At 66.6% G+C, this 22418-nt stretch carries 17 protein-coding genes and 2 pseudogenes; 9 read left to right on the top strand and 10 right to left on the bottom strand.

Annotation, left to right across the window (positions count from 1 at the left end):
* Positions 1-1680: 1680 nt before the first annotated feature.
* Positions 1681-2397 (top strand): annotated as a pseudogene (locus tag ABT300_RS21110) (response regulator); the annotation flags it as partial.
* Between the two features lie 393 nt (positions 2398-2790).
* On the opposite strand, the gene ABT300_RS21105 reads toward ABT300_RS21110, so the two are convergent.
* From ABT300_RS21105 to ABT300_RS21095, 3 genes are all read right to left on the bottom strand, one after another.
* Positions 2791-2889 (bottom strand): helicase, encoded by a 99-nt coding sequence (locus ABT300_RS21105; RefSeq protein ID WP_351677861.1) that lies wholly within the window; start codon positions 2887-2889, stop codon positions 2791-2793.
* A 519-nt stretch (positions 2890-3408) separates the two neighbouring features.
* Positions 3409-4173, bottom strand: coding sequence for a DUF3800 domain-containing protein (locus ABT300_RS21100; RefSeq protein WP_351677858.1), 765 nt, complete (start codon positions 4171-4173; stop codon positions 3409-3411).
* Positions 4174-4321: 148 nt separating this feature from the next.
* On the bottom strand, positions 4322-5845 hold the full coding sequence (locus ABT300_RS21095) for a helicase associated domain-containing protein (RefSeq protein ID WP_502977967.1): 1524 nt from the start codon (positions 5843-5845) through the stop codon (positions 4322-4324).
* Between the two features lie 726 nt (positions 5846-6571).
* Here ABT300_RS21095 and ABT300_RS21090 point away from each other — a divergent pair.
* A complete protein-coding gene (locus ABT300_RS21090) occupies positions 6572-8269 on the top strand; it encodes a zinc-ribbon domain-containing protein (RefSeq protein WP_351677855.1) in 1698 nt (565 codons plus the stop codon).
* 606 nt (positions 8270-8875) lie between these two features.
* Positions 8876-9010 carry a hypothetical protein gene (locus tag ABT300_RS21085; protein ID WP_351677852.1) on the top strand — a complete coding sequence of 45 codons (135 nt, stop codon included), beginning with the start codon at positions 8876-8878 and terminating at the stop codon, positions 9008-9010.
* 63 nt (positions 9011-9073) lie between these two features.
* On the opposite strand, the gene ABT300_RS21080 is transcribed toward ABT300_RS21085, so the two are convergent.
* The 4 genes and pseudogenes from ABT300_RS21080 to ABT300_RS21065 form a co-directional block, all read right to left on the bottom strand.
* Positions 9074-9406 (bottom strand): hypothetical protein, encoded by a 333-nt coding sequence (locus ABT300_RS21080; protein ID WP_351677849.1) that lies wholly within the window; start codon positions 9404-9406, stop codon positions 9074-9076.
* Positions 9407-10190: 784 nt separating this feature from the next.
* Positions 10191-10712: a hypothetical protein gene (locus ABT300_RS21075; RefSeq protein WP_351677846.1), complete on the bottom strand. Its 522-nt coding sequence runs from the start codon at positions 10710-10712 to the stop codon at positions 10191-10193.
* 69 nt (positions 10713-10781) lie between these two features.
* Positions 10782-11633 (bottom strand): hypothetical protein, encoded by an 852-nt coding sequence (locus ABT300_RS21070; RefSeq protein ID WP_351677843.1) that lies wholly within the window; start codon positions 11631-11633, stop codon positions 10782-10784.
* 190 nt (positions 11634-11823) lie between these two features.
* Positions 11824-12081: pseudogene (locus tag ABT300_RS21065) on the bottom strand (DUF6192 family protein); the annotation flags it as partial.
* 842 nt (positions 12082-12923) lie between these two features.
* Between ABT300_RS21065 and ABT300_RS21060 the strand changes: the two are divergent.
* From ABT300_RS21060 to ABT300_RS21050, 3 genes are all read left to right on the top strand, one after another.
* Entirely contained in the window at positions 12924-13424 is a 501-nt protein-coding gene (locus ABT300_RS21060; RefSeq protein ID WP_351677840.1) for a tyrosine-type recombinase/integrase, read from the top strand.
* 65 nt (positions 13425-13489) lie between these two features.
* Positions 13490-13933, top strand: coding sequence for a hypothetical protein (locus ABT300_RS21055; protein WP_351677838.1), 444 nt, complete (start codon positions 13490-13492; stop codon positions 13931-13933).
* Positions 13934-14308: 375 nt separating this feature from the next.
* On the top strand, positions 14309-16456 hold the full coding sequence (locus ABT300_RS21050; protein WP_351677835.1) for an NACHT domain-containing protein: 2148 nt from the start codon (positions 14309-14311) through the stop codon (positions 16454-16456).
* Between the two features lie 16 nt (positions 16457-16472).
* Here ABT300_RS21050 and ABT300_RS21045 read toward each other — a convergent pair whose 3' ends face one another.
* The 3 genes from ABT300_RS21045 to ABT300_RS21035 form a co-directional block, all read right to left on the bottom strand.
* The gene (locus ABT300_RS21045) at positions 16473-16673 is read right to left on the bottom strand and encodes a DUF6192 family protein (RefSeq protein WP_502977966.1); all 201 of its coding nucleotides are present in this window, start codon (positions 16671-16673) and stop codon (positions 16473-16475) included.
* Between the two features lie 22 nt (positions 16674-16695).
* Positions 16696-16941 carry a transposase family protein gene (locus tag ABT300_RS21040; RefSeq protein ID WP_351677832.1) on the bottom strand — a complete coding sequence of 82 codons (246 nt, stop codon included), beginning with the start codon at positions 16939-16941 and terminating at the stop codon, positions 16696-16698.
* Between the two features lie 651 nt (positions 16942-17592).
* On the bottom strand, positions 17593-18552 hold the full coding sequence (locus ABT300_RS21035) for a hypothetical protein (protein WP_351677829.1): 960 nt from the start codon (positions 18550-18552) through the stop codon (positions 17593-17595).
* A 204-nt stretch (positions 18553-18756) separates the two neighbouring features.
* Here ABT300_RS21035 and ABT300_RS21030 point away from each other — a divergent pair, with 204 nt between their 5' ends.
* The 3 genes from ABT300_RS21030 to ABT300_RS21020 all read left to right on the top strand — a co-directional run bounded on the left by ABT300_RS21030 (position 18757) and on the right by ABT300_RS21020 (position 21546).
* Entirely contained in the window at positions 18757-19755 is a 999-nt protein-coding gene (locus ABT300_RS21030) for an ATP-grasp domain-containing protein (protein ID WP_351677826.1), read from the top strand.
* Position 19756: 1 nt separating this feature from the next.
* Positions 19757-20419, top strand: a complete 663-nt coding sequence (locus ABT300_RS21025) for a hypothetical protein (protein WP_351677823.1) — start codon at positions 19757-19759, stop codon at positions 20417-20419.
* Between the two features lie 581 nt (positions 20420-21000).
* On the top strand, positions 21001-21546 hold the full coding sequence (locus ABT300_RS21020; protein ID WP_351677820.1) for a hypothetical protein: 546 nt from the start codon (positions 21001-21003) through the stop codon (positions 21544-21546).
* The last annotated feature ends 872 nt before the right edge of the window (positions 21547-22418 follow it).

Genomic DNA, 22418 nt, shown 5'->3' with positions numbered 1-22418 from the left:
TTAACTCGTAAACCGATGAATATGCAGGCCAGAAGGAAATGATCATGGAAAGCGGGTGAAGATCTGCGATGCGCGGATCCTTCACAATTCTTCGTGGTCCATCGCTAGAATTCGTTCCTCGGTGCGCGACATCCAGGGGGACCAGTGCCGGACGAAGCCTCAGACCCTGCCAGGCCGGCAGACCCGGCGGCCCGTTTCGAGCGGTCCCGCAAGGAGTTCGCCGATGATCTGACGCTCCTGTACATCAGGTGCGGCAACCCCACCCAGAAATCCTTGATCGACGCGGCGGCGGAGCACGCCGACAAGATAAAAAACGACAAGTTCCGCCTGAACCCCAGCACTCTGTCCGCCGTGCTCCATGGGCACGTGTTTCCTGGCAACGAGTTTCTGTCCGCGCTGATCCTGCAGCTCGTCCAAACCCGCCCCGAAGTCGGCGACTACAAGGAATTATGGAAAGAATGGGAAGGAAGGTGGGGCAAACTCGCATTTGAGAAAAAACAGGCCGCTGCCTATCTCAAAAAGCAAAAGCGGGAAGCTGACCAGGCCGCCGCCAAGCTACAGCAGCAACGCGAACGGGCAGAGGATCTTGTGTCGGCTGCTCACCTGGAGGCCGACGCTCTGGTTGCTGGCGCGCGTGCCGAGGTCGAGGAGCGGCTGCTCGATGCCCGTGACCGCAGCGCGGATGTCACCGCCATGGCTATGGACGATGCTGCTGCTCTGGTTGCTGGCGCGCGTGCCGAGGTCGAGGAGCGGCTGCTCGATGCCCGTGACCGCAGCGCTGACATCACGGCTGCGGCCAAGGACGATGCTGCTGCCGTTCACGCCCGAGCGCGGCGACTTGTCCTTGAGACCGCGGAAGCAGAGCGACAGCTTCAGATGCAGTGCGACGAAGCGGCCCGTCAGAGCCTTTACGAGGCACGGCAGACGGACATCCTGCGGCTGAGGGCGCAAGTTGCGCTGCAGAAGGCGCATGAGCAGGCGAGGCTGATGCGAGAGGACGTCGCATGGGAGTTGAAGGAGGCCCGTGAGCGGTGCGAAGAGGAGATCAGACAGGCGCGCGCTGAGGCCAACACAGAAATCCTGCAGATGCTCTTGGCGGCCAGGCGGATGCTTGAGCGTCCCCGGCGGCAGGCTTCCCTGACACGGCTCAGCTCTCCCTTGCCACCTACCGATATGGACGGATCCCTTCCCAGTAAGGCTGACGGCGAGCAACCCGATCCTCGTGCGGAAGAGGGCACGTTGGATGCCCGTCCCATGGCCTCGGCGCAGGCATTCCGCGAGACTGGCAGTCAGCCGGCAGCACCGACCGGGAAGCAGCTTGAAGTACGGCCCCTCTACGACATCGAGCCCGCCTGGACACCAGCCGTGCTGTTCGGGGCGCAGAAGCGGTCGATGGGACAAGCTGCGCTGGACCGACCTGCTGTCGCAGGCCTTCCGGCTGCTGCCGGCCAGTCGGCCCCCACACAAGTCTCGCCGCAGGACGTCACCTCCCGGCGTGTGCAGCTGGCGCCTGCCGGGGGGGCTGCCACGCACCCCGACCCCGCAGCTTCGGAACACGCAGTGAGCTCCTGCCCGGCCGCCGAACAGCCCCTGCCTGCCCAGCAGGTACCGCTCACGCAACTGACGGGCGGGACCAGGTGGTGGGACGCCCTATATGAGAACTACAACGCCGCGGAGGAGCCCGAGCCGCTGGACACCCCGCGTCGGCTGCTGGTGTGGCCGGCGCCGGACGTCGGCACCCAGCAGGCGCTCATCGATCGCGGCTATCAGACGGTGCTCGTGCGTTCACGCGAGGAGGTCGACGCGCAGATTGCCGCCTGCCCGGCGGCGCTGTTCGTGGACCCGCTGACCGGGCCGATCACCCGCACGGCGCTGCAGTCGCTGCGGGCCGCCGCCGTCGCCGCGGAGGTGCCGGTGCTGGTCACGGCAGGGCTCGGGCAGGCGACGCGCGAGGCGGCGTACGGGGCCGATCCCGCCGTCCTGCTGAAGGCGCTCGCGCCGCGCGACAGCGAGCAGCATCTGCCGCGGGTGCTGCTCATCGAGGAGCACGCCGAGATCGCTCTCGCGCTGACCTCGACGCTGGAGCGGCGCGGAATGCACGTGGTGCGTGCGGCGAGCGACGCGGACGCCGTCGCGCTCGCCGGACAGCTGCGGCCGAACCTGGTCGTGACGGACCTGATGCGAGTGGGCCTTCATCAGGCCGGGATTTTGGACTGGCTGCGGGCGAACGGGCAGCTCAACCGCACTCCGCTGGTCGTCTACACGGCTGCCGTCGACCAGGCGGACCTGCCGCGGCTGGCGTCGGGCGAGACGGTCCTCTTCCTCGCCGAACGGGCGACCAGCCCCGAAGCACAGATCAGGATCGTGGATGCCCTGGCCAAGATCACTGCCTGCTAAAGGACGGGATCGCCGAGTGCCTCTTCCGGGCCCCGCAGGGGCGCCCGGCGGCTGGCAACGTGCTCGCGCGGCTGGGGCAGATCCCCGCGGCCCCGCTCTCCGGCGGGCTGGCCACACTCGGGCAGGCCAACCAGGGCGCGGTCGCGCGCCGGCCGAAGCTGACCGCGTGATCTTCGCGTCGCGCTGACGGCGTCTTGCCGTGCCGGTGCGGGGCAGGCGTACCGGGTACCTCCCCCTCCATGGAGACCAGTCATGCCGACCTCCCGCGAACAGCGGCTCGAGACCGACGGAACGCGTGGCCGGTTCGGTGATTCATCGGACGCGCTCGGGTGATGCCGTCAGAATCGGATCAGCAGGCGGCGCGGCCTCCTACCAGCGGCATTTCCGACAGTGCTAGGTGTGCGCCGCCCAGTCGAGTCCGAGGGCGTCGAGTTGCTGGAGCCGTTCGGTGGTGAGCTTGGCCCGGCTGGTCTTGGTGTTGCTCAGGAACACCCCAAGCTTGCCTCTGTCCCGTTCTCAAGCCGTTCTACGCGAGATCGGCTCACGGGGCCCAAACTGCCCGTGCGGGCCGCCACGCCCTTCTCGAAGGCGCTCAGGCGCGTCGTGGGCGGGTGTTTGCCTCGAGCTCCTGGGCTGGTGCCTTGATGCCGAGCTGCTCCAGGCGCTTTCGCTGCCCGGTCGTCAGGGATGCCCAGACCTTCGGCGTCCGCTGCCGGCCCAGCCCCCAGTGAGAGGCAAGATGGAACGGCCAGAAGCCATGCTGCTGTCTGGAACAGCGTCTAACCGCACTTGACCGCCGACTCTGTGACCTGCACTTTTTGCGGACGCTGCGCCAAATCAGCTCGGCTAGAGGGGTAACTTTCCAGCCAAGTACCGAACCAAAGGCTGGATGGCTTGCTGTCTGCTTAAGAGTTTGCGACACTAGCTGGGCAAGGTCCTATGTGCTCTCTAGAGGGCACTCAAAGGATCTTGCTCTCGTGGGCCCCCGGCATGCCGGGGGTTTCTGCGTTTCTAGGCACTCTCCGCGTCGAGCCAGACAATGCCATCAGTGCCATGACCGGACAGCCAGTGCTGCGACAGCCGCCGGTAAGCCTTGGACATAGCCCCAACCGGCGTCATCTTTGGCCACACGTCTGGATGGGCGAGGCCCAAGTGATGGAAAGCGGCATAGCCAACCATGTCAGCAGCCTGGATGAACTGGCTGTACCGGCTGTCCTGCATGATTGGATCTTCAAGGATCCTGCGAGTGGTGAGCGGAAGCTGACGATGTGCTGCTCGATAAGGACTCGCGTTGCGCACAGCCTGCTCCCAGAGCTTCTGAGCATCCTCCTGCGCCATCCCCGAGGTGTCCTCCGGCCCTGCCTGGCCGTCGTACATGATTAGCACGCGCGTGTCCTGCTCAAGGGCCCACAGTTCCAGGTGGTCGACGAAGCCCTGATACACCTCGGCTATCTGAGCAGTACGCCCCGCCACAGTCAGTACACGCAGGCTGGAGCACCGGGCTAGGTGCCTCATCATGAGATCGTGCGCAGCAAGGCGTGCCGGCCGGCCGAAGCGTTGGTTCTGTTCATCGGTAGCACAGGGCCGACCCCGCCCTTTGACCAAGCTGTTGGCATGCAACTCGGTGTTCTTCGAGATCCCCCATGTTTCCTCGAGACCTCGTCGGCCTTCTAACCAACAGTGCAGGAGGTCGTTCCAGCCTTCTTCGGGCACAAGGAGTCCGGTCAGGGTGCGTCCCTGGTCGGCTCCCGAGTCATCGGCGTAGCAAAAGTACACCCTCGGAATATAGGAGTATGAGACGCACTCAGGTAGCCCATCTCTCGACTCTCACCTGCACATCTCATTGGTCGTCAGCAAACGTGGATCCCTGTAGAAGGCTCACGGGGCACCCACTCACCTTCCGCAACCTTACGGAGCAGCATCGCTACGTCGCCGCCCAGTCGAGTCCGAGGGCGGCGAGTGCGGCGAGCCGGTCGGTGGTGAGCTTCCCTCGCCTGGAACGGCTGTTCGAGAGAAATACCCCCAGCTTCACCGGGTGCTCGACACCGTCGACTACCACGGTCTCAACGTGGCCTCTCGGGACCGTGACAGAGCCGGTGCGGGTCTTGTATTGCGCCAGGGCCGCCACGCCCCGCTCGAACGCCCCAGAACCGCCCTTGAGCGGCTTGGCGGGCGCCTCCCGGGCCGGGAACAGGGGCGTGATGCCGTGTTGCTCCAACCGCTCGCGCTGACCGTCTGCCAAGGCCTGCCAGACGGCCGGCTGACGCTGCCTGGCGAGCCACGCCCCAACGTCCATCCCGCTAACAGTGACGCCAGGCTGTACCTCGGTCTGGCCGTCCTCGTCGCGCAGGAGTTCACGGACCGCCGCGTAGTGGCGCTGCCAGCTGACAGGCCAGGCCGGGTTCCAGTCGGGATCGATCGCAGCCAGCGCTGCGGCGCGTTCAGGATGCCTGCCCAACGCACCTGGCCTGCGCAGATTGGAAACAAACTGCCCGACGGGCTTGCCCAGAGCAACGGCTGTACGCGGCGCGCAGAGGGTGAAGTGCTGCTCGAAGTAGGCGCGGCAGGCAGCGAGGTTCTCCTCGAAAGCGGCATCCGCGGCATCCCAGGCCATGCCGAGCTGCTCGAGCCGCCGGGCGCGCTGGCCGGTCATCTGCCCCGCCCGGTAGGCGCGTCGTTGCTCCGCGACCCACTGCCCGAGCGGCGTCGCGCCTTCTCGGTGTCCGTAGGGAACCAGGGCGTTCCCGACTCGTTCGACGTACCGCCGCAGCGCCGCGTAGCCGCGGGCCCAGTCCTGGCGTTCGGTATCGATCACATTGAAGGAGACCCAGTCCGCGACCATCACCGGATCACGTGGAGCAGCGAAGCGAAGCAGCAGACGTGCTTCTTCTTCGCCCTCCCCGGGCGCGGAACCAATGCTCACAGACGGCTCCACGAAGGCCTTCTGGGGCTCCTGCGGAATGGCAAGAAATTCGACGGCCCCTTCATCATGAGCCCGAAGTCCAGCCAATACTTTTACCAGCGGGCGATACGACGCGGAGGTGAACATATCTTCCGGCTTCTCTCCCGGCTGGAGAAATACCGGCACGATGAGAGAAGCGAGTTTCCCTTGCCCGGGCTTTTGACGGAGTGCCCGGCCGATGGCCTGCACGATGTCGTGCGGCGCCCCCTTCGGGTCCAGCAGGGCGACACTGTCCACACTTTTGATGTCGACGCCCTCGCCCAGGACACGGCAGTTCGAGAGCACCGCACGCCGCGCCGTGGACCCGAACTCGCCCAGCACGCCCCGCCGGCGTTCGGGGACGTGCTGGTAACTCGCGTGAAAATGTCGCAACTGGTTCGCGTCAGAGTGTCTTCCCAGAAGTGAGCTGTGGCCTGTGGCTATGTACGAGTTCGACCTTGGGAGGAGCTGGACACTTTGGCGCGAAATCCCAGGACATCTTGACACGATTCCAGATAGAAAATCTGCCTGCTGGCCTCGTGTTACAGCGGCATCCAGCGCATTCAGAGGCCATCAAGTCTGGGGGTGATAGGCGACAACTCGGCGAGCCGTCGACGAGTGAGATAGGCCCCGACGTGTGGGGACGGGACTGCGGGTGACAGTCTCCTGCGCTCGGTGAGCAGGAGAGACCCCCACGCGCGTGGGGAGGACGACACACCCAGGAGGAACCCGTGAAGCGCAGCGGACAGACCCCCACGCGCGTGGGGAGGACCTGGCCGACGCCGAAGCCCTCGACGCCGACCTCGACACAGACCCCCGTACACGTGGGGAAGACGACCTGGCCCTGCTAGGGCATGGTCCAGGGCAGGACAGACCCCCACACTCGGTGGGGAGAAGGCCCTTCACTACTTGCCTGTTTGAAGGCCCGCAGGTGCTACTTGGATGACTCTACACATGGCGCTGTGCTGGGTGGAACTGGCTGCCTGAGGGTGGCCGGAGAGACATCCCGCGAGTCCCGGCTCCGTGACGGCGGCATTCTTGTGCGGTCACGCTCGCTAGTCCGGGGTGGGGCTGGTTTCGTGCACGGCCGGTGCGCACACCTGCGAAAATCCGCACATGAGTTCCATGTCGCCCCGTAAGAGGGCCCAGTTGTGTTCTGAGCCGGGCTGCCGGCAGCCTGCCGCGTTCGCTACCCGTACGAAGAGCACTTGGTGTGACGCCCACATCACCGAGATGCTGCGTGAGGGCGGCCTGGAACCGCTGGAGCCCTTCACGAAACCGAAGGCGTGGCGTCTGACCCGGTGCCTGGCTTGCGGCTGCGAGGCGCACTATCGCTTCGAGTACACCCTGGAAAAGAATGCCTACGGGGAAGCGACGTGCCGGGCCTGCTACTGGCGGCAGTGGGCGCAGAAGGCTCGCCAGGCCATGGGCGCGTACGCCGACCTGAGCCCGGTTCCGCAGGCCGAGGCGCGGGAGCACGCCGAGAAGAACGGATACGACTACCTCAGCGCACTGACCGCACCCTCCTTCTCCGACGACCCGCACTACGTCCGGTGCCGCTACTGCGGCCGGTTGAGCGCCGCGAGGCTGGGGGACATCGGTTTCGGCTGCCAGTGCCAGGTCAACCCTCGGCGTGCGCGGCAGACGGCCAAGCCCGCTGGGTCCAGACAGCGTGACCTCCTCAAGGACAGCGAACTGCCCGTCCTCGACTGGTGGGACCACGAGCAGAACGACGCCGCCACCTGGGAGACCGTCACCGTCACGGCACGGCGGGAAGCCGACTGGCGCTGCCCCGACTGCGGGCTGCGGTTCAGGAAACGGATCCTCGACATGGTCAACATGCGCGAGTGTCCGGAGTGCGAACCGAAGCGACGGGCTGAGTGGGAGGCGGAGCACGCGCGTTATCAGAAGACGCCGGTCGCGGACGTGCTGGTACTGCTCGCCGCCTGGGACGACGAGGCTGACCCCCGGACCGTGATGGTCGCGGACTATCGGCACCGCCAGCTACGTTGCCCGCGAGGACACCGCTGTCGCCAGTCTCCGCTCACGTATCTGCGTAACGGCTGTCCGTCCTGCCGCGGCCAGGACACACGCGTGAGGCGCCTTGAGGCGATCGAGGCCGGTCCTGAGGCCTTCGGACTCAACGCCGAGATCGCCGCACAGTGGCACCCCACCAAGAACGGCAAGACTCAGCTGTCGAAGGTGTCGCCCGGTTCACGCAAGCTCGTGTGGTGGCGGAATGAAGACTGCGGCCACGAGTGGCAGGAGACACCGGCCCGTCGGGAACAGGGCCAGCGCCTGCGCTGCCCGGAGTGCCGCACGATCCTCGACTCGCTCGCCTATCACTTCCCTGATCTGGCGGCGGAGTGGTCGCCGGCTAATCCGCTGTCCGCGTGGCAGGTGCGCCCGACCGGCCAGACCTTGTTCACACCTGCCTGGATATGCTCCGCAAACGAAGATCACGCATGGCAGGCGGCCTTGTCCTCACGGGCTAACGGCAGCGGATGCCCCGAGTGCCGGGAGCATGGCAAGTCCCGCATAGAGCTTGACCACTGGGCAGCCGCGGAGCGTGCCTTCGGCCGGGCATCGTCCGGCCAGTCAGTGCGGCACGAAGCATTCGCCCAGCGCGCGAGCTGGCTCGTCGACATCACGGTCGAGACGGCAGGGGAGCGGAAGCTCGCCATCGAGTACGACGGCTCCTACTGGCACGCGGACAAGGTTGACCTCGACATCGAGAAGTCCCGTGACCTGCTGGCCGCCGGATACCTGGTGGCCAGATTGCGCGAGTACCCGTTGCCACCGTTGTCGATCGACGACCCGAAGTACGCGGAGTTCGTCGTGTACTCGGCGCTGCCGAAGCCGGACGAGACAATCGGGCGGGTGAGCGACTGGGCAAGCAGGCAAGAAGAAGGGCCGGCGGCCCGGCGCTGAGCCCCCACGTGAGCGGGAGAACTAGGCGGCATATTCGATCAGGCGCCGTATGCGGGACGGACCCTCACGTCTGTGAGGAAGGCAGGCCATGCTGGGCTACGAAGCGATCTCACAGGGATGGACCCCCACGGCATGTAGGGAAGACCTTGATCGAGTAGTCGATCCGGTCGTAGCGCAGGATAGACCCCAAGTGCATGGGAAGGGCGGAGCATAGAGGTCTTTCCGTGCCTCGGCTGCGGACAGACCCCTGCGCGCGCAGGGAAGAAGCCTCAACCAGTGGCAGACCCCGGGGCACGGACCAACCTCCAAGCGCGTGGAGAAGGCCCCCGGCAGTCCAGAAGACGGCCGCGTCGACGGAAGTACCCCCAAGCGCGTGGGGGAAGACGAACTGTTCTACGCGGGCACCGTGCTGATCGTGGGCAGGCCCCACACGCGTGGGGAAGACGCTTCGGCACCTGCGGGTTTGAGGAATCTCCAGCCTTGTTTCGGTGACCTTACCGGAGTCGGTTGTGCTGGATGGGGGTGTTGCCGTGCTGGTGAGCAGCGAGGCCGGGCTCTGCCGGCCTGCCGCTTCGAGGGGGTGGAAACCCGAACGGTGCCTGTCTCGTGAACCCTGCCCCCGTCGCCCTCCTCCTGCTGGTACTTGGCATGGCCGTCCTGATCTCCGCCTTCGTCGCCGCCGTCGCCCTGGCCCGCTGGCACGGCGCCGCCATCCCTGCGGCGGTCATCCCGGGTGAGTGAGCAACACGCCGAACCGTCGCGTTGACCGGGCGGGGTCTGGCCCGGCCCGGCCGCTACAGGCCCTCACGGCGTGGTGAAGAAGATCTTGAGGGCCTTTACGTGCGTCTCGCCGTCCAGACCGGCCAGCAGCCGCAGAACGATGGGACCAACTTCCTCGGCCGGGGTGATGCGGCGTACCGTCGTCACCAGACGCCGCACGACCTCCTGTAGCAGATCCGCCTCCGGAGCGACGAGCTGGACGGTGTGCTCTGCTTCGTCGAGGAGCAGAGGGAGAGCAGATCCATCAGCCAGGGCGAACAAGGTCCAGGCCACGAGTGCGCCGGCGCCAGCGAGCGCGGCGAGGCACCATCTGGCGGCCCGCTCTGGATCCTTCTCGGGCAGCGCTCTGATCAACATGGTGTAGGCACGCCATCCGTCTGCCAGGGGCTGCCATGTCGAGGGGGCGGGTGAAGAGAAAGGCCGCGTAGCTGTCGGGACTCCACTGCTGCTCGCTGCGGGCGATAGTGAGCTGCCGGTCGCGTACCGGCAGCTGCGCCACGGGCAGTGCCATGAGCCGACTGTAGGACTGCTGGAGAGCGTCAGCGGGAAGCGCTCCGTCCTGGACGAGGGCTTCCAGCAGGTGAAGACTGCCGAACGTGGATACCCCTGGCTTCGGGCGTAGGCACGCAGCGCGGCGTCATCGGCGAGCAGTCCGACCCTGAGGTCACGTGCGAGACGGACCGGCGCACTCCACGCCCGCAGGTCCTTGTCACCGTCGTCGCCGGGCACGTCGGCCAGAACGTCGCACGCGTCGGCAGCAGCCAGGGCGTGGGCTCGATCGCTCCAGGACTCGGTGACCTCCTTGGAGTACTCGGTGAAAGTGGGTCGCTCCGTTCGAGGATCCCACCCGAGCCAGCCGGAGCTCTGCATTCTGAGAGAAGAACAGGCCTGCAGGATGTCGTCGCGTTGCGGGGCGACGACGAGGAGTTGTTCGAAGTGGGCCGTCAGCTGGGTCCTGGGCTCCAGGGGTGTTCACGAGTGAGGATGACCTGTAGTGCCGGGAAGAGGTTGATGATCGCTTCCCATTCACAGTGTGATCGTTTCCCGCAGCGATGCACTTCCCTGAAGATCCGATGTATTCGGGCACAGCGACGCTCACCGACTGTGGTGACGGGTGAGATCGGCCGTGGCGAACACTCCGTCACAAGACGGTACGCAGATCCACAACCGGCAGCTCGCCAGCGAGTTCCGGAGTCAGGTAGTCGCGGTAGCGGCCCTCGGCGAACAGGTCTCGTAGATACATTCCAGGGAAGTCCAGCACCTCCCGTCGGCCGCCTACGGCGATACGGACTCGGTAGGTGGTGTCGCCGTCGAGGATGAGCACGTCGCACCAGTCAGGCTCTGGTGTTTCAAGACCGACCACGGTGATGTGGTCGTCGGCCATTTGCTGGACCCACGTGGCCAGGTCTTCCAGAAGCCAGGCCACGTTCATCCATGCCGGCGCGGCGATCCCGGGCTGCCAGTCGTGTTCCCGGCGGCCCGCGCGTCCGGGCTGCGGCGGCTCACCGTCGGCATAGAGGGGTGCTTGTGAAGGACCGTCGGTCTCGGTGAAGGTGATCTGCCGCGACCGGATAGTGAGCGCGGAGATACGGAAGCGGTCGAGGCCGAGCTCGAAGGCGACTTCCGAAGCGTGCGTGAGGAACTCGCTGTCCGGGGTGGCCACGCGTCCCCTTCCATGTGCTGCGGGCCGCCCTGGAGCCATGGGCCCAGGCGGCCATGTACGGGCAGAGACTTACTGCAGCTTGGTGTAGGAAGCAACGTAGCGGTACCGGGTACCTGCAGCGGACTCCGGGCGCACACGCGGGAGAGGCTTGTAGCTCGCGATCAGCTGTTCGCTCGCAGTAGTGGATGCAGCCTGCAGCGCAGCGACTGGCGCCGACTTGGTCAGCGGCTCGTAGGAGCTGGCGTATGTCTCGCTGGTGTCCCCGGTGTCGCCCCACTCCGGAGAGGGGTTGGCCTCGATCGGAGTGTTCTGGTCGGCGTTCTCATCGGCATCCACGGTCTCGTCCGCGGGGGCCTCGATCACCTCCGGGACGTCTTCCTCTGCGATGACGTCATCTTCTGCGGCGGTGAGCGATTTGGCGTTCTGCTTGGCCAGAGTTGTACTGACCCACTTGGGGCACTTCACGACGGTCAGGCAGAACATCGTGATGACGCCCTTGTCCTGATCATCGCGCAGCTTCTTCTGGTTGACCGTCAGGTGAACCTCGTACTGCTTGACGAGATTACACACCCCGTTGCGGCACTTGTACTTACCCGCATAGGCCGTCATGCGGTACGACTGTCCGCCTATGTGATCGCGATTGGGTGACTTCGCGACGTACTCGACCGCTCCGTACTTCGTGATGTTGTGCTTCCGCTTGACCTTGTTCCAGCCGAATCCCTTGTCGTCGGCACTGTTGTAGTAGCCGACTCGCAGTGATGCCTTGCCGGGGCCGGAGTAGTCTAGGTGCTTGAGGATCTTGTAGGCCGCATTGGCCTGAACTGCGCTCTCGCCGCTGGTCGTGGCGGCGGCTGGCATGGTCAGAGTGCCGAGCAGAGCAGTGGCCGCTACAGCGCCCATGGTGACCTTGACACGGTTCAACCCGAGTCTCCCCCTTGCTGATGTGTGGCGCATCGAAGAGTCGACGCAGTTGGAAACCCTAGACCGCCCGTGATCAAGTCTTCAAAGATTTTCCACAGGGGAGTGTTGGTTTTCGGACGCCACACGAATCACCCGAAGAGCCCCAAGACTGATCTGCGCCGAGAACACGGGCCCGGTCCGGCAGCAGCGCCTCGAGGGTGGCGCGGACCTTGGCGATGTTCTGGTGGACGATGGTGCGTTCGTCGTCGGCGAGCGTGCGGTCGCGCAGGCCGGGGACGGTGCGGCCGGCGGCGGCGATGAAGGCGTGGCAGGCGGTGACGAGGTCGAGGAACTCGGTGGTGCGGTCGATGTGGCGGACGGCGGGTGCGACGGGGCTGGTGCGTTCGAAGTGCTCGCGGGCCTGGCGGCTGCGTTCTGTCTGGGCATGGTTGACCTGGGAGCGGGCGGTGTGCCTGTTGACCGGACTAGCAGAAGACACGCCGCCGATGGAGAGGAGTCGATCTCTGCCTGGGCGATAGACCTCGTGCAGCTTGAAGTGAGGAGGCTGTATGGGGCCAGGATTGGCGAGGCGGAGCGGGACATCACCGAGATCCGCTTGCCGAAGTGGGGGCGGGTGGTTTCCGCCGAGGGTGTAGTGCCGTGGCTGGTGGTCGGTTCGGACGAGGTGCCGGTGGAGCCAATTCGGCGGTACCGCCGGGATTTCACGGCGAGGAACCGGCCTGGCTCGGTACGCAGCTACGCGTACGGGCTGCTGAGATGGCGGTGGCTGCAGGCTGTCCATGTCGAGTGGGATCGAGCGACCGCGGCGGAGGCCCGGGACCTGGTGCTGTGGCTCTGCCAGGCGGACAAGCCGCGGAACTCTCCTCGGCGAGCGTCGGCCCACACGGCGGGCAAGGTCAACCCGATCACTCGCAGGAGGAACCTTGGCGACGGCTACGAACCCCGGACCGTCCGTCACAACAACGCCGTCGTCCGCAGCTTCTACGAGTTCTGGATCGAGATCGGCGAAGGCCCCCTGGTCAACCCCGTGCCGCTCGACCGCAAAGGGCGGCGCCCGCACGCACACCACAACCCGCTCGATCCGTTCCGCGCGAAGGCCGGATCCGCTACAACCCCAAGGTGCCCAGATCCAGGCCCCGCGAGATTCCGGACGAAACGCTGGAAGGAACTGTTTGGGGCCCTTCGCTCCAACCGCGACCGTGCGATCCTGGCGCTGGATCTCAGCTGCGCCGCCCGCGCAAGTGAGGTCCTCGGACTCCGCGGCGTCGATTGGACTGGGGCGACCAGCTCGTGCGGGTCCGACGGAAGGGCAGCGACGCCGAACAGTGGCTGCCCGCCAGTCCCGAGGCCTTCATCTGGCTGCGGCTCTGCCTGGCCGAGCTCGGCCTGTTGAACCCGAACGACCCGATCTGGTGGACGCTTCGACGCCGCGATCACGGCAACGGCCTGCGGCATCAGCCAATGAACTACGACGCCTTGAGGGCTGTGCTCCGGCGGGTGAACGCGCTGCTCGGGACGAACTACACCATGCACGACCTGCGACACACCGCAGCCCTGCGCATGAGCCGCGATGAAAGCCTCTCGCTCCGAGACGTACAGACCATCCTCGGCCACGCCCACCTCAGCACCACCGCCGACATCTACCTCATCGAGGACGAAGCCCGGGTGATCCGCCGCGTTGCCGAGCATCTGGCCGCACGCGAACTTCGCGCCCAGCAACCCCCGCCGCCGGTCGCCGTCGGCTACCACGCCACTGACCTGGACGTGCTGTTCGGAGGTCTCCCGCGATGACCGTGACCACCAGCAGGCCGGCCGATTCTGTCCCGTCTGCCCGAGACGCCCTCGACCATCAGCCGATGCTCGCTGCCGACTGCGGCCCCTTCGACGAGCTCTCGGTCGAGGGCGTTCTGGAGCTGCTGCCGTCACTCTCGACGTTTCCGCCATCAACGAGCAAGCGAAGCAGGAGCAAGCGGGCCGGGCGGTCGCGCGGGACCGCCCGGATCCTCGGCTGGCTATTGTCCTTCCCGGGGGACGGCTGGCAGGAGCGGTGGATCGTCTCCGGCGCCGACAGCAGCCTGGACTGGATCGACGTCGTCACGGCCGGATACGGGTGCGTCGAAGCGTCCCGACGTTCCGTGACCACGGACGGGCTGGGCTGCTTGCTGCTGGCCAGGGTGGTGCGTCCGAGCTACGAATTCCTGCAGTGTTACCGGACCTCGGGGCTCTACCGCCACGCCAAGCGGGAGTTCGGCGCCGACCTGTTCAGCAGCTCCGGCAGGCTGGCATGGCCCGGGGAATGATCCCGAGTCACCTGAGCACGGCCGAGAACAGCCTGGTGAAGGTCGCCTTCCGGACCGGCCGTGACCTCGCCGATCTCACCGCAGACGACCTGATCGCTTACCACGACTGGAACAAGAAGACGAGGCGGCCCGCCGCACCAGGGCAGTCGACCTCGGCATGCCGACGTTCCATCAGATCACCGGCTGGAACAGCGCCGTCGTCAAGCCCTGAAGAGCCGGGGGCGCACGCATCGGTTCGGCCGGGGGCCGGTTTTTCGCTACCGCACACCTCCTATGGATTCGTCGCCTTTTCGGCTGATCCCTCGTTCACAAAAGCGGGTGCCGTCAAGAGAACGTCATGTTGAGGAGGCGCCCAGAGGGGTGGTGTGGAGTTCGATGTCGGGGAAGACAACGCGGCAGCTGTGGTGGGCGTTGCTGGGCATCGCTGTGGTCCTGTTGGGGAGCAGTCTCGTATGGGGCGTCGACACCCTGTTCACGCGTAGCCTGCAGCCCCAGGACACCGCGAGCGTGCTGGGCCTTTTCATCGGGGTTGCTGGTGTCGTGCTGAGTATGCTCGCGCTCCGGCGGCCTACGGAGACAGATCCGGCCATACTCGCGGGACGGCTGGCAGCCCGCGTCCGCAACACCGAAGGCGAGCAATGGCGTCGGCTGCTGGGTGGAGACCGGGTTCCGATCAACATCACCTTCACCTTTCAAACCGGCGGGCGGCGCGCAGCTGTGCCGCCGCAGCGGCCGGCCGGTTCCCTGGATGGCGTCGCGGACGACTTCATGGCCACCCGCCCACGCCGACTGGTCATCACCGGAGAACCAGGAGCTGGCAAGACGGTCCTGGCGGTCAAGCTCATCCTGGCTCTTCTCGCCCGGCGCGGCTCGGACGACCCAGTGCCGGTCCGATTCCCGCTGTCGGACTGGGACGTGACAGTACCGCTGGAACGATGGCTGAGCGAGCGGCTGGAACACGACTTCGACCTGGCCGCCGCAGAGGCCCAGTGCCTGGTGGAACACCGGCTGGTCCTGCCGGTAATGGACGGTCTCGACGAAATGGATCCGCCCGACACCGACCGCCCGGAGCGAGCGACAACCGCGCTGCGGCTGCTCGCGGCCTATCAGGACGGCACTGATCCCTCACCCTTCGTGCTCACCTGCCGCAGCGCCTTCTACGAACAGGCGACTGCACACGGCTCACCGGCCGCCGATACCGCCCGCGTGCACCTGGGGCCGGTCTCGGCCGATCAAGCCCGGGCCTTCCTGGAAGACCGGAGCAATCAACCCGAACGTTGGAACCATGTCCTTCGCGTCCTCGCGGATCGCCCAACGGGCCCCCTAGCCCACGCGCTCTCAACTCCCTGGCGTCTCACACTCGCTACCACCGCATACGCCCACGACGGTGACCCTGGAGAACTGCTGAACCACGACTCGCCGACCGCCATCGACCGTCACCTGCTCGCCCGCTACGTCCCCGCCCTCACGGCTCTGCTACCCGATCCCCACTACCCAGCGGAGCGCGTCGAGCAGTGGCTCTTCATCCTCGCTCGACACCTCGGCCGGCACGGCGAGACCCGTATCGTTCCGTACCGTTTGTGGCCGCTGGCGGGGCGGCTGCGCGTCCTGGCCTTGGATCTGCTCCTCGTGGTGGTCTGCATCGTCCCTGCCGTGCAGACTCTGCGCGACTACTCATGGTTCGCTCTTGCCTTTGCGGGGCCGATGTCCCTGCTCGATGACGTATGGCTGGCTATCGGGGTCGGGGCGATCTTCTGGGCCTTCCGGCTCGGCTCTCCAATCCCGGCCGTCGCGCGCTGGCCCCGTCGGGGCACCCATGCACGGCTTGATCTGGCACGGCGGCGCCGCACACGGGGCGTCGCCGTGGGCGGGGCGCTTGGTGCGGCCACCGCCATTTTCATCACCGTCCAGCCGCTTCAGTGGGGGTTCCCCAGCGTTTACCTTGCCTTCCCGTACACCGAAGTAATGGGCGTCATGCTGTCGTCCTACGCTGTGTTGGCGGGCCTTGTGGTCGCGGTGACGACAGGCGCCATCGCAGCGGTCACAACAGAGCCGTCCCGCGAGGCCGATAACAGTGCCCTCGACCTGGGACACCCCCTGCGCGGTGACCTGGTCGCTGGCCTTGCCAAGGCCATCTCCTACGGCGCAGCGCTAGCTCTCCTAGTTTCGCTGTTCAAGGTGAGCGAAGTCCTGGGCGATTACCTGTACTGGGCCGACCTCCTGGACGAACCCGTGTCCACCGAGTACACCGACTACACTGCTGGCGTCTCCAGCGGAATGGCCCTAACACTGCTCATCGCAGCAGTCTGTCTTCGCGCCACACGTCGTTATGTCGCATTCGTGGTATGTTTGCGCGGACTACCTCGGAGATTGGGCCGGTTTCTATCGTGGGCATGCGAGGCCGGGTTGCTCCGCACGTCCGGTGACGCCTACCAATTTCGCCATTTGCAGCTACAGCAATGGCTCGATAGCCGTGCACCTGACGGAGCCCCACGGACTCGGACGCCGAACGTCCACTCATGATCGTCCGCTCAGAAAGCTAGTTCAGAAAATCGTCGCTCATCGCCTTGAACGCGACTGCGGGCCGGCGCAGCAGATTGGTTGCGGCCGCCGCTGCGGCCGTCTCGTCGCGGGTGAACTCCTCCACTACCCGGGCCTTGTCCTCGGCCGGGACCTTCGCCGCGACCTGCAGACGCGCGGTGCCGGCGCGTACTCGCGAGGCGTCCTCGCCGAATGTCACGTCTCTGACATGGTGCAGGACCTCAACTGACCAGTGATTCTGGACGAGTTCGGCGACTTGTGCCGGGCCGGCCTGTTCGAGCGTTCGGTGTGCTGGAGGCCAGCCTGGTTTGTTTGCACAGGTCGAATTCGGTGTCAGCGGCAAAGCGGGCGATGGCGGCCGGCGACGTGGCTCCGCCGAGGAGGGCGACCAGGTGGAGCGTGAGCAGGGAGCCCAGGCGGTAGCGGCGGCCGTGGACCCGGCGGGGATCGGGTATCCGCCCCAGCACTTCGGCGAGAGTGGTGAACTGCTGCGGTTCCGAAACCGGGCAGGTGGTAGTCGATGTCCTCACGGTGGCGCCGCAGGGCACCGATCAGGGAAGATGGCACGCGAACCCAACCCCTGTTCGTGATCAAAGGCTTCGACAACCTTGATCATCAGGGTCGCGTCGGGCGAACCACACGCAGCAGCGCGTACGCAGGCGACCAGCTCATCTCGCCAGCTGAGAACGCATCAGCCCTGAAGGTAGGGAGGCGACATCGCAACTGCGATGGACTGTGAGGCGATGCGCGAGGGGGCCCCGCGCGTGGGGATGGAACGGGGCAGCGCAGACCGGTCGGGGAAGCGCGATGAATGACCCTGACGCGAACGGCAACGGGACAGCCATATACATGGCCACCCATCAGCCCTGCCGGGGCAGGCCCTCGACTTGTGAGGAAGGGCAGCTCCCCGCGGTACAGAGGCAACGGTGGAAGGGAGGGACCCTCACGTGTGGGGACAGGACCCGACGGCTACAGATGGTCATGGAGCAGCGGCAGATAGACCCCCAGCGTGTGGGGAGGACCTACTGCCCCCGCCGGTGCGCGAGGTCGACGCGGACAGACCCCCACGCGAGTGGGGAGGACCCTTCAGGACCTGTGGGTTTGAGGAATCCCCAAGCCTACACGCCGCCGTCGAGAAGAAGACGGGCGTCTTCCGCAGCCCGGCTCCGCCACTTCCGCTGTCGCTCAACGACCACGAGTGTGCGCCGGCGGATGGTCTGCAGTGCCTGCTGCGGCTCATGGCCGTGATAGGTCCCCAGGGTCTGAACGAGGTCTTCGAACGCGCCCAGGACGGCCAGTACCGCTGCGGTGACGATCTCGGGATCGGCGCGCATGACCGGCCGGTCGTCCTCGTCGGAACCGGATGCCTGGGCGATCATCCACACGGTGCTGTGGGACGTGGGGGAGGATATCCGGTACCAGGCAGGCAGGTGCGTCGGCCGCTGCGCAGCGATATTGGTGAGGTTCACCGTGAACGGCTCTTTCACCGATCCCAGCACGGCGGAGTTCGGACGGCCTCTGCTGTCCAGCCCGATGCTCATTCCGGCCTGCTGCGAGGCGCGCTCGGCGTGTTCCCAGATCCTGTCTGCTTCGGGGACCGCCTGCGTGCCGACGTCCCTGGCTGCGGTCTGATGCTGGCGGGCTCCGTTGAGCCACGCGGCCGCGATACGCACCGCACGTTGTTGCGGACCGAGCGAGGCTTCGTAGAGGTGACACACGCGGATGGCGCCCTCCTGCACGACGCGAGAGAGCGAGACGAGGGACCATATGGCCACGGGCTCGCCCACGAGTGTCCGCTGCATTGCCTGCACGTGATCCAGGATGTTGCCCACAGTGAGCTGCGTGTTCCATGCCGCCCACGCCCACAGGCGGCGCCGCGCCGTGCGGTACCGATGATGTGAGGAGCTGACCCAGGAGGCATCGGCTGGCGACATCCCCTCGACCGAATCGCCCTCGGCGAGGCTCTCGGTGAATTCGCTGAAGGACCGGCAGGCGTGTCGCAGGGTGCGTGCGCCCTCGTTCACGACCTCTTTCGGGACACCGAGACGACGCGGGTCAGGAGCGGCATCTGCGTTCATCCCAGCGACCGTACACGTCTGACCGGCTGCCTGGCGCCGCTCTCATCAGCGTTGCCCGGCCCGTCGTACCGTTGGGCATCGGCTTCGCCGAGGTGGAGGCCGGATCGTGTGTGCGCTCTGCTGCGAAAGGACAGGCTGCGCACAGCGAAGGACTGTCAGGGAAAGAGTGATTGAGGGCGATCCGTCCTCGTACGATGTGCTGTCATGGAAGCGCACTCCGAAGCACAAACTCACCGCGCCTTCAGCAAGGCATCCCCGGCGCCGGTGCGGCCCGCCGGCGCTGTCGTCATCGGTGACGTGGACGACCCTCACGTCGAGGCGGTGCTGCAGCGGCTTCCACGGGAAACAACAGCCGTCCTGGACGCGGCCACCCTGCCCGCCGCTCTGAGTCGGCTGAGCCCGCAGGACAGCGTCGTGTTCGACCGGTTGGGACAGCCCGTTCAGCTGTCCCGACACGCACCCGCCCGGGGCTGGATCAGACGGCTGGCACCCGCAGGCTGGGACACCGGCGTGGAACTGGGCGGCCAGGCCGCAGCGGGTATGGCCGCCCGGATGACAACTCTCGCCGCAGTACTGCGCGATGCAGGACTCACATGGCTCTGCACGGTGGATGCGCTTTTCACCGCAGAGAACAAGATCGTTCAGTACCGGGCCGCCGCAGCGCTGGGAGTTGCCGCGCCGGCCACTCTGGTATGCGGCGACCCGGCCGTACTGGCGGCGGAGCTGGGGGAGCCGTTCATCATCAAGCCCCTCGGCCCCGGCAACTTCACCGGCAAGGACGGCAGCCAGCACATCGTGCACGCTCAGGAAACCACCGGCGACGCCCTGACGGGCATCGACCTCTGGGACGCACCGTTCCTGGCCCAGCGCAAACTGCACGCCCGTACACACCTGAGGGTCGTCACCGTCAACGATCGTGCCTGGACTGCCGAACTGGACGCGACAGGACTGCCCCTGGACTGGCGCCAGACCGACGAAGCCCATCACTCCTTCACCGCGTCCACGCGCTGGCCGGCGGTAGAGCACGACGCCGTCCGGCTCGCCAGCCATCTCAACACCGGCTTCAGCTGCCAGGACTGGATCGTGGACAGGGACGGCCCGTGGTTCGTGGACCTCAACCCGGGTGGCCAATGGCTCTTCCTGCCGCAGGCTGTCACCGACCAGGTCGCCGACAGCCTCGCCCACTGGCTGCAAGGCATCTGACATGGCAGCAGTCACCGGCCGCTTCGCCGAAGCCCGCCTCTACCTCATCTACTGCATGGCGCTGCTGCACCCCGGCCGCACCCTGCCCACGTTCGCAGAATTCCCGGATCGCACCTGCGACCTGAACCAGCACAGCGACGACGAACTGACACTTCTCATCGAGGAGGGACGCAGACAACTCGACCGGCAGATGGCCGACTTGGACCGCATCCGCAACAGAGCCGGTGTGCTCGCCACCGTCTCCCTCGCCCTCACCGCCGCCCTCGCCACCAAGGCCTCCGGCGCCGTACAGCAGCACTGGATCCTTCTCGCCCTGTACATCTGCTCCTGCACGTTGGCGGTCCTGGCCATCGCAGGAGCCGCCTCCGTCCTTTCCGCCCGAGCGGTCTTCGGCCGCACCGATACCTACCTGGCGACGCAGGCGGCTCGGCCCTTGCGTACGTCGCTTGCGGAAACGTACGCGGAGCTGTCCGGCGTGGGGGAGGAAACAGTGAGAACCTTCCTCACGGTCTTCCGCGACGCAGTGACACTGACGGTAGCCTCCGCCCTGGTCTTCCTGCCCGTTCTGGCAGGACTCGCACGCGACACGAACAACCCGCCTGCCACGAAGGAGCAGACATGCCGAACCTCTACGACGTGCTCAGCGCCGACACCCCGCAAGTGAATCCGCGAGACACATCAGCAACCTCTCCCACACAGCCCCCGAAGCCCAAGCCGGGAACCCATCAGACCGCTGCGGCAGAGACGATCGACAACGACTGCGCCGGCATGCTCCTCGGAGCGGTCAGCATGTGAGTGCGGACGGACACGCTCTGCCGGGCGGGGGCCCCGGCAACGGGACCGACCAGGCCCTGCACAGCAGACCTCCACGCTGTGGAGACTGGACGACGCCGACGTCTGCCGGCACGGCAGCACCCTGTTCGAGGCCGCCACGGCCCTGCCCGCGCCCGAGCGCCCGGCCCAGTCGGAGCGACTGCGTCTTGCACTGGTGGAATCAGGCGAGGATCGCCCGGATTCCGGCGACAGCCAGCTGACAGCCGCCGCCTCCGCATGGACGAGGTATGCAAGGGTTGACGCCCTCGCGGCGCCTGATGCACCTGCTGGTCGGTAGGCGCCCTACGGACACGGCCGCCCGCCACCACACGCAGCGGCTGGAGAACTTCGGACGTGTGCGCCCCGGCGCTGGCAGGAAACGGGGACCTGGAACCCAGGGGTAGTATCAGGGCAGTTGGATGGGGAGCCATGATGCTGATTTCCGCAGACGATGAGGGCACACCGGCCGACACGGCCGCAGTCCGTGACCCCGTCGGCGTTCTTGCGTCCGCCCACCTGGCATCCCCCGCCGAACAGGTGCTCTTGGACTGGCTGGAGGCGCACATTGCCTTGCAGACCCGCCTGGACCACGACGGCGTTGCCAGATGGGCGTACCGTTCGGTGTACGAACTGGTGGCCGCGCACGGCCGCTGGTTCACCCCCGCGGTGCTTCCGGCACAGGTCCGGCCGCTGCCGGAGCGGCAGTGCTTCGCCAACGCGGCGGCGACCGAGCGGGAGCACCCTCACCTGGTCTACACCGAGGGCTTCGCCGTCGCGGCCGGCAGCCCCGTACCAACGGCCCACGCCTGGTGCACAGACGCGGACGGCCAGGTGATCGATCCGACCTGGCCGGAACTCGGAGGCAGCGCGTACCTGGGAATCGTCCTGCCCTCGAACCTGCGGCCGCGCACGCATTGCAGTTGGGGCGTTCTGGAAGCGCCTGACTCCCTTTACCCGCTGCTGCGCGATAGACTGTGAGCCGGGCGTCGGTGACTCGTTGCGCTGCCCCCGGCCCCGCCTCGGCCGCCGTGCCCGCGGCCGGGCGCCCGGCATCGTCCGCCGTCGCGCCCGTCGTGCTGCGTTCCCCTCCCCAGCCTGCCTCTCTGTATTCTCGGCCTGCGGCTGGGTCTGTGCTTGTGGCGGAGTTGTTCGGTGAACGGGTGAACAGTCCGGCGCACGTCGTGACTGCGCCTCACAGCCGCCTCCGCGGGCTGCTGCTCCGCGCCCTGCGGCCCCCGGCGTCGCCACGCCTCGTGCTGCTCCCGCTGGCTTCTATCCGGTCGTCGACCACACCCACCACCCTTCTCCCGTGCGTGGGCCCCGCCTCGGCAGGGTCAGCCGCGGGGGTCAGCCGCGGGGCGGCTCCTGGTCGCCGAGGACGAGCAGGGCGTGCTCCTGGTGGACGTACCGCAGCGGGTCGGTGTCCCAACTTGTCCGCGCAGAGTGTCTTCCCGGAAGTAGGTCGTGATCTGTGGCTATACGCGATTCGACCTTGAGAAGACGCGGACACTTTGACGCGAAACCTTGGGACATTTCTACGCGATTCCTGATAGGCGGGTGGCCGTTGGCCTGCGGCTTTCTGACGTCACCATGGAGCTTCGTCGGCAGGTGCGGGAAGCGCTGGATCTGTCTGTTCAAAACGAGGGCTGCGCCCGCAAGCCGGCTCGCTTCGATCCCGCGAGTGATGCGCACCGGTGCAGACGCTCGCCAGGAGCACCGGACGCGGGCACGCCACGACCGCCCGGAGACGGAAGGTGAAGTTTCCCCGTGATCTCGGACACGGTTCTGTTATGCCGCGAGGGTCTGATCCTGTTGGTAGCGCAGGCGCGCCTCGTGGGGCGTGAGGTAGC

Origin of the sequence: Streptomyces sp. NPDC001027, from assembly GCF_040299045.1 — a bacterium.
Taxonomy (GTDB): domain Bacteria; phylum Actinomycetota; class Actinomycetes; order Streptomycetales; family Streptomycetaceae; genus Streptomyces.
Note: the sequence above shows the minus strand (reverse complement) of the source record. Positions and strands in the feature narration are given on the sequence as shown.

What these genes read in the sequence shown, in the direction of transcription:
- ABT300_RS21030 (WP_351677826.1), top strand. Translation starts at nt 18,757, where the DNA reads ATGGAAGCGCACTCCGAAGCACAAACTCACCGCGCCTTCAGCAAGGCA.
- ABT300_RS21035 (WP_351677829.1), bottom strand. Translation starts at nt 18,552, where the DNA reads ATGAACGCAGATGCCGCTCCTGACCCGCGTCGTCTCGGTGTCCCGAAA.
- ABT300_RS21050 (WP_351677835.1), top strand. Translation starts at nt 14,309, where the DNA reads ATGTCGGGGAAGACAACGCGGCAGCTGTGGTGGGCGTTGCTGGGCATC.
- ABT300_RS21055 (WP_351677838.1), top strand. Translation starts at nt 13,490, where the DNA reads ATGCTCGCTGCCGACTGCGGCCCCTTCGACGAGCTCTCGGTCGAGGGC.
- ABT300_RS21020 (WP_351677820.1), top strand. Translation starts at nt 21,001, where the DNA reads ATGCTGATTTCCGCAGACGATGAGGGCACACCGGCCGACACGGCCGCA.
- ABT300_RS21025 (WP_351677823.1), top strand. Translation starts at nt 19,757, where the DNA reads ATGGCAGCAGTCACCGGCCGCTTCGCCGAAGCCCGCCTCTACCTCATC.
- ABT300_RS21090 (WP_351677855.1), top strand. Translation starts at nt 6,572, where the DNA reads ATGCTGCGTGAGGGCGGCCTGGAACCGCTGGAGCCCTTCACGAAACCG.
- ABT300_RS21080 (WP_351677849.1), bottom strand. Translation starts at nt 9,406, where the DNA reads ATGTTGATCAGAGCGCTGCCCGAGAAGGATCCAGAGCGGGCCGCCAGA.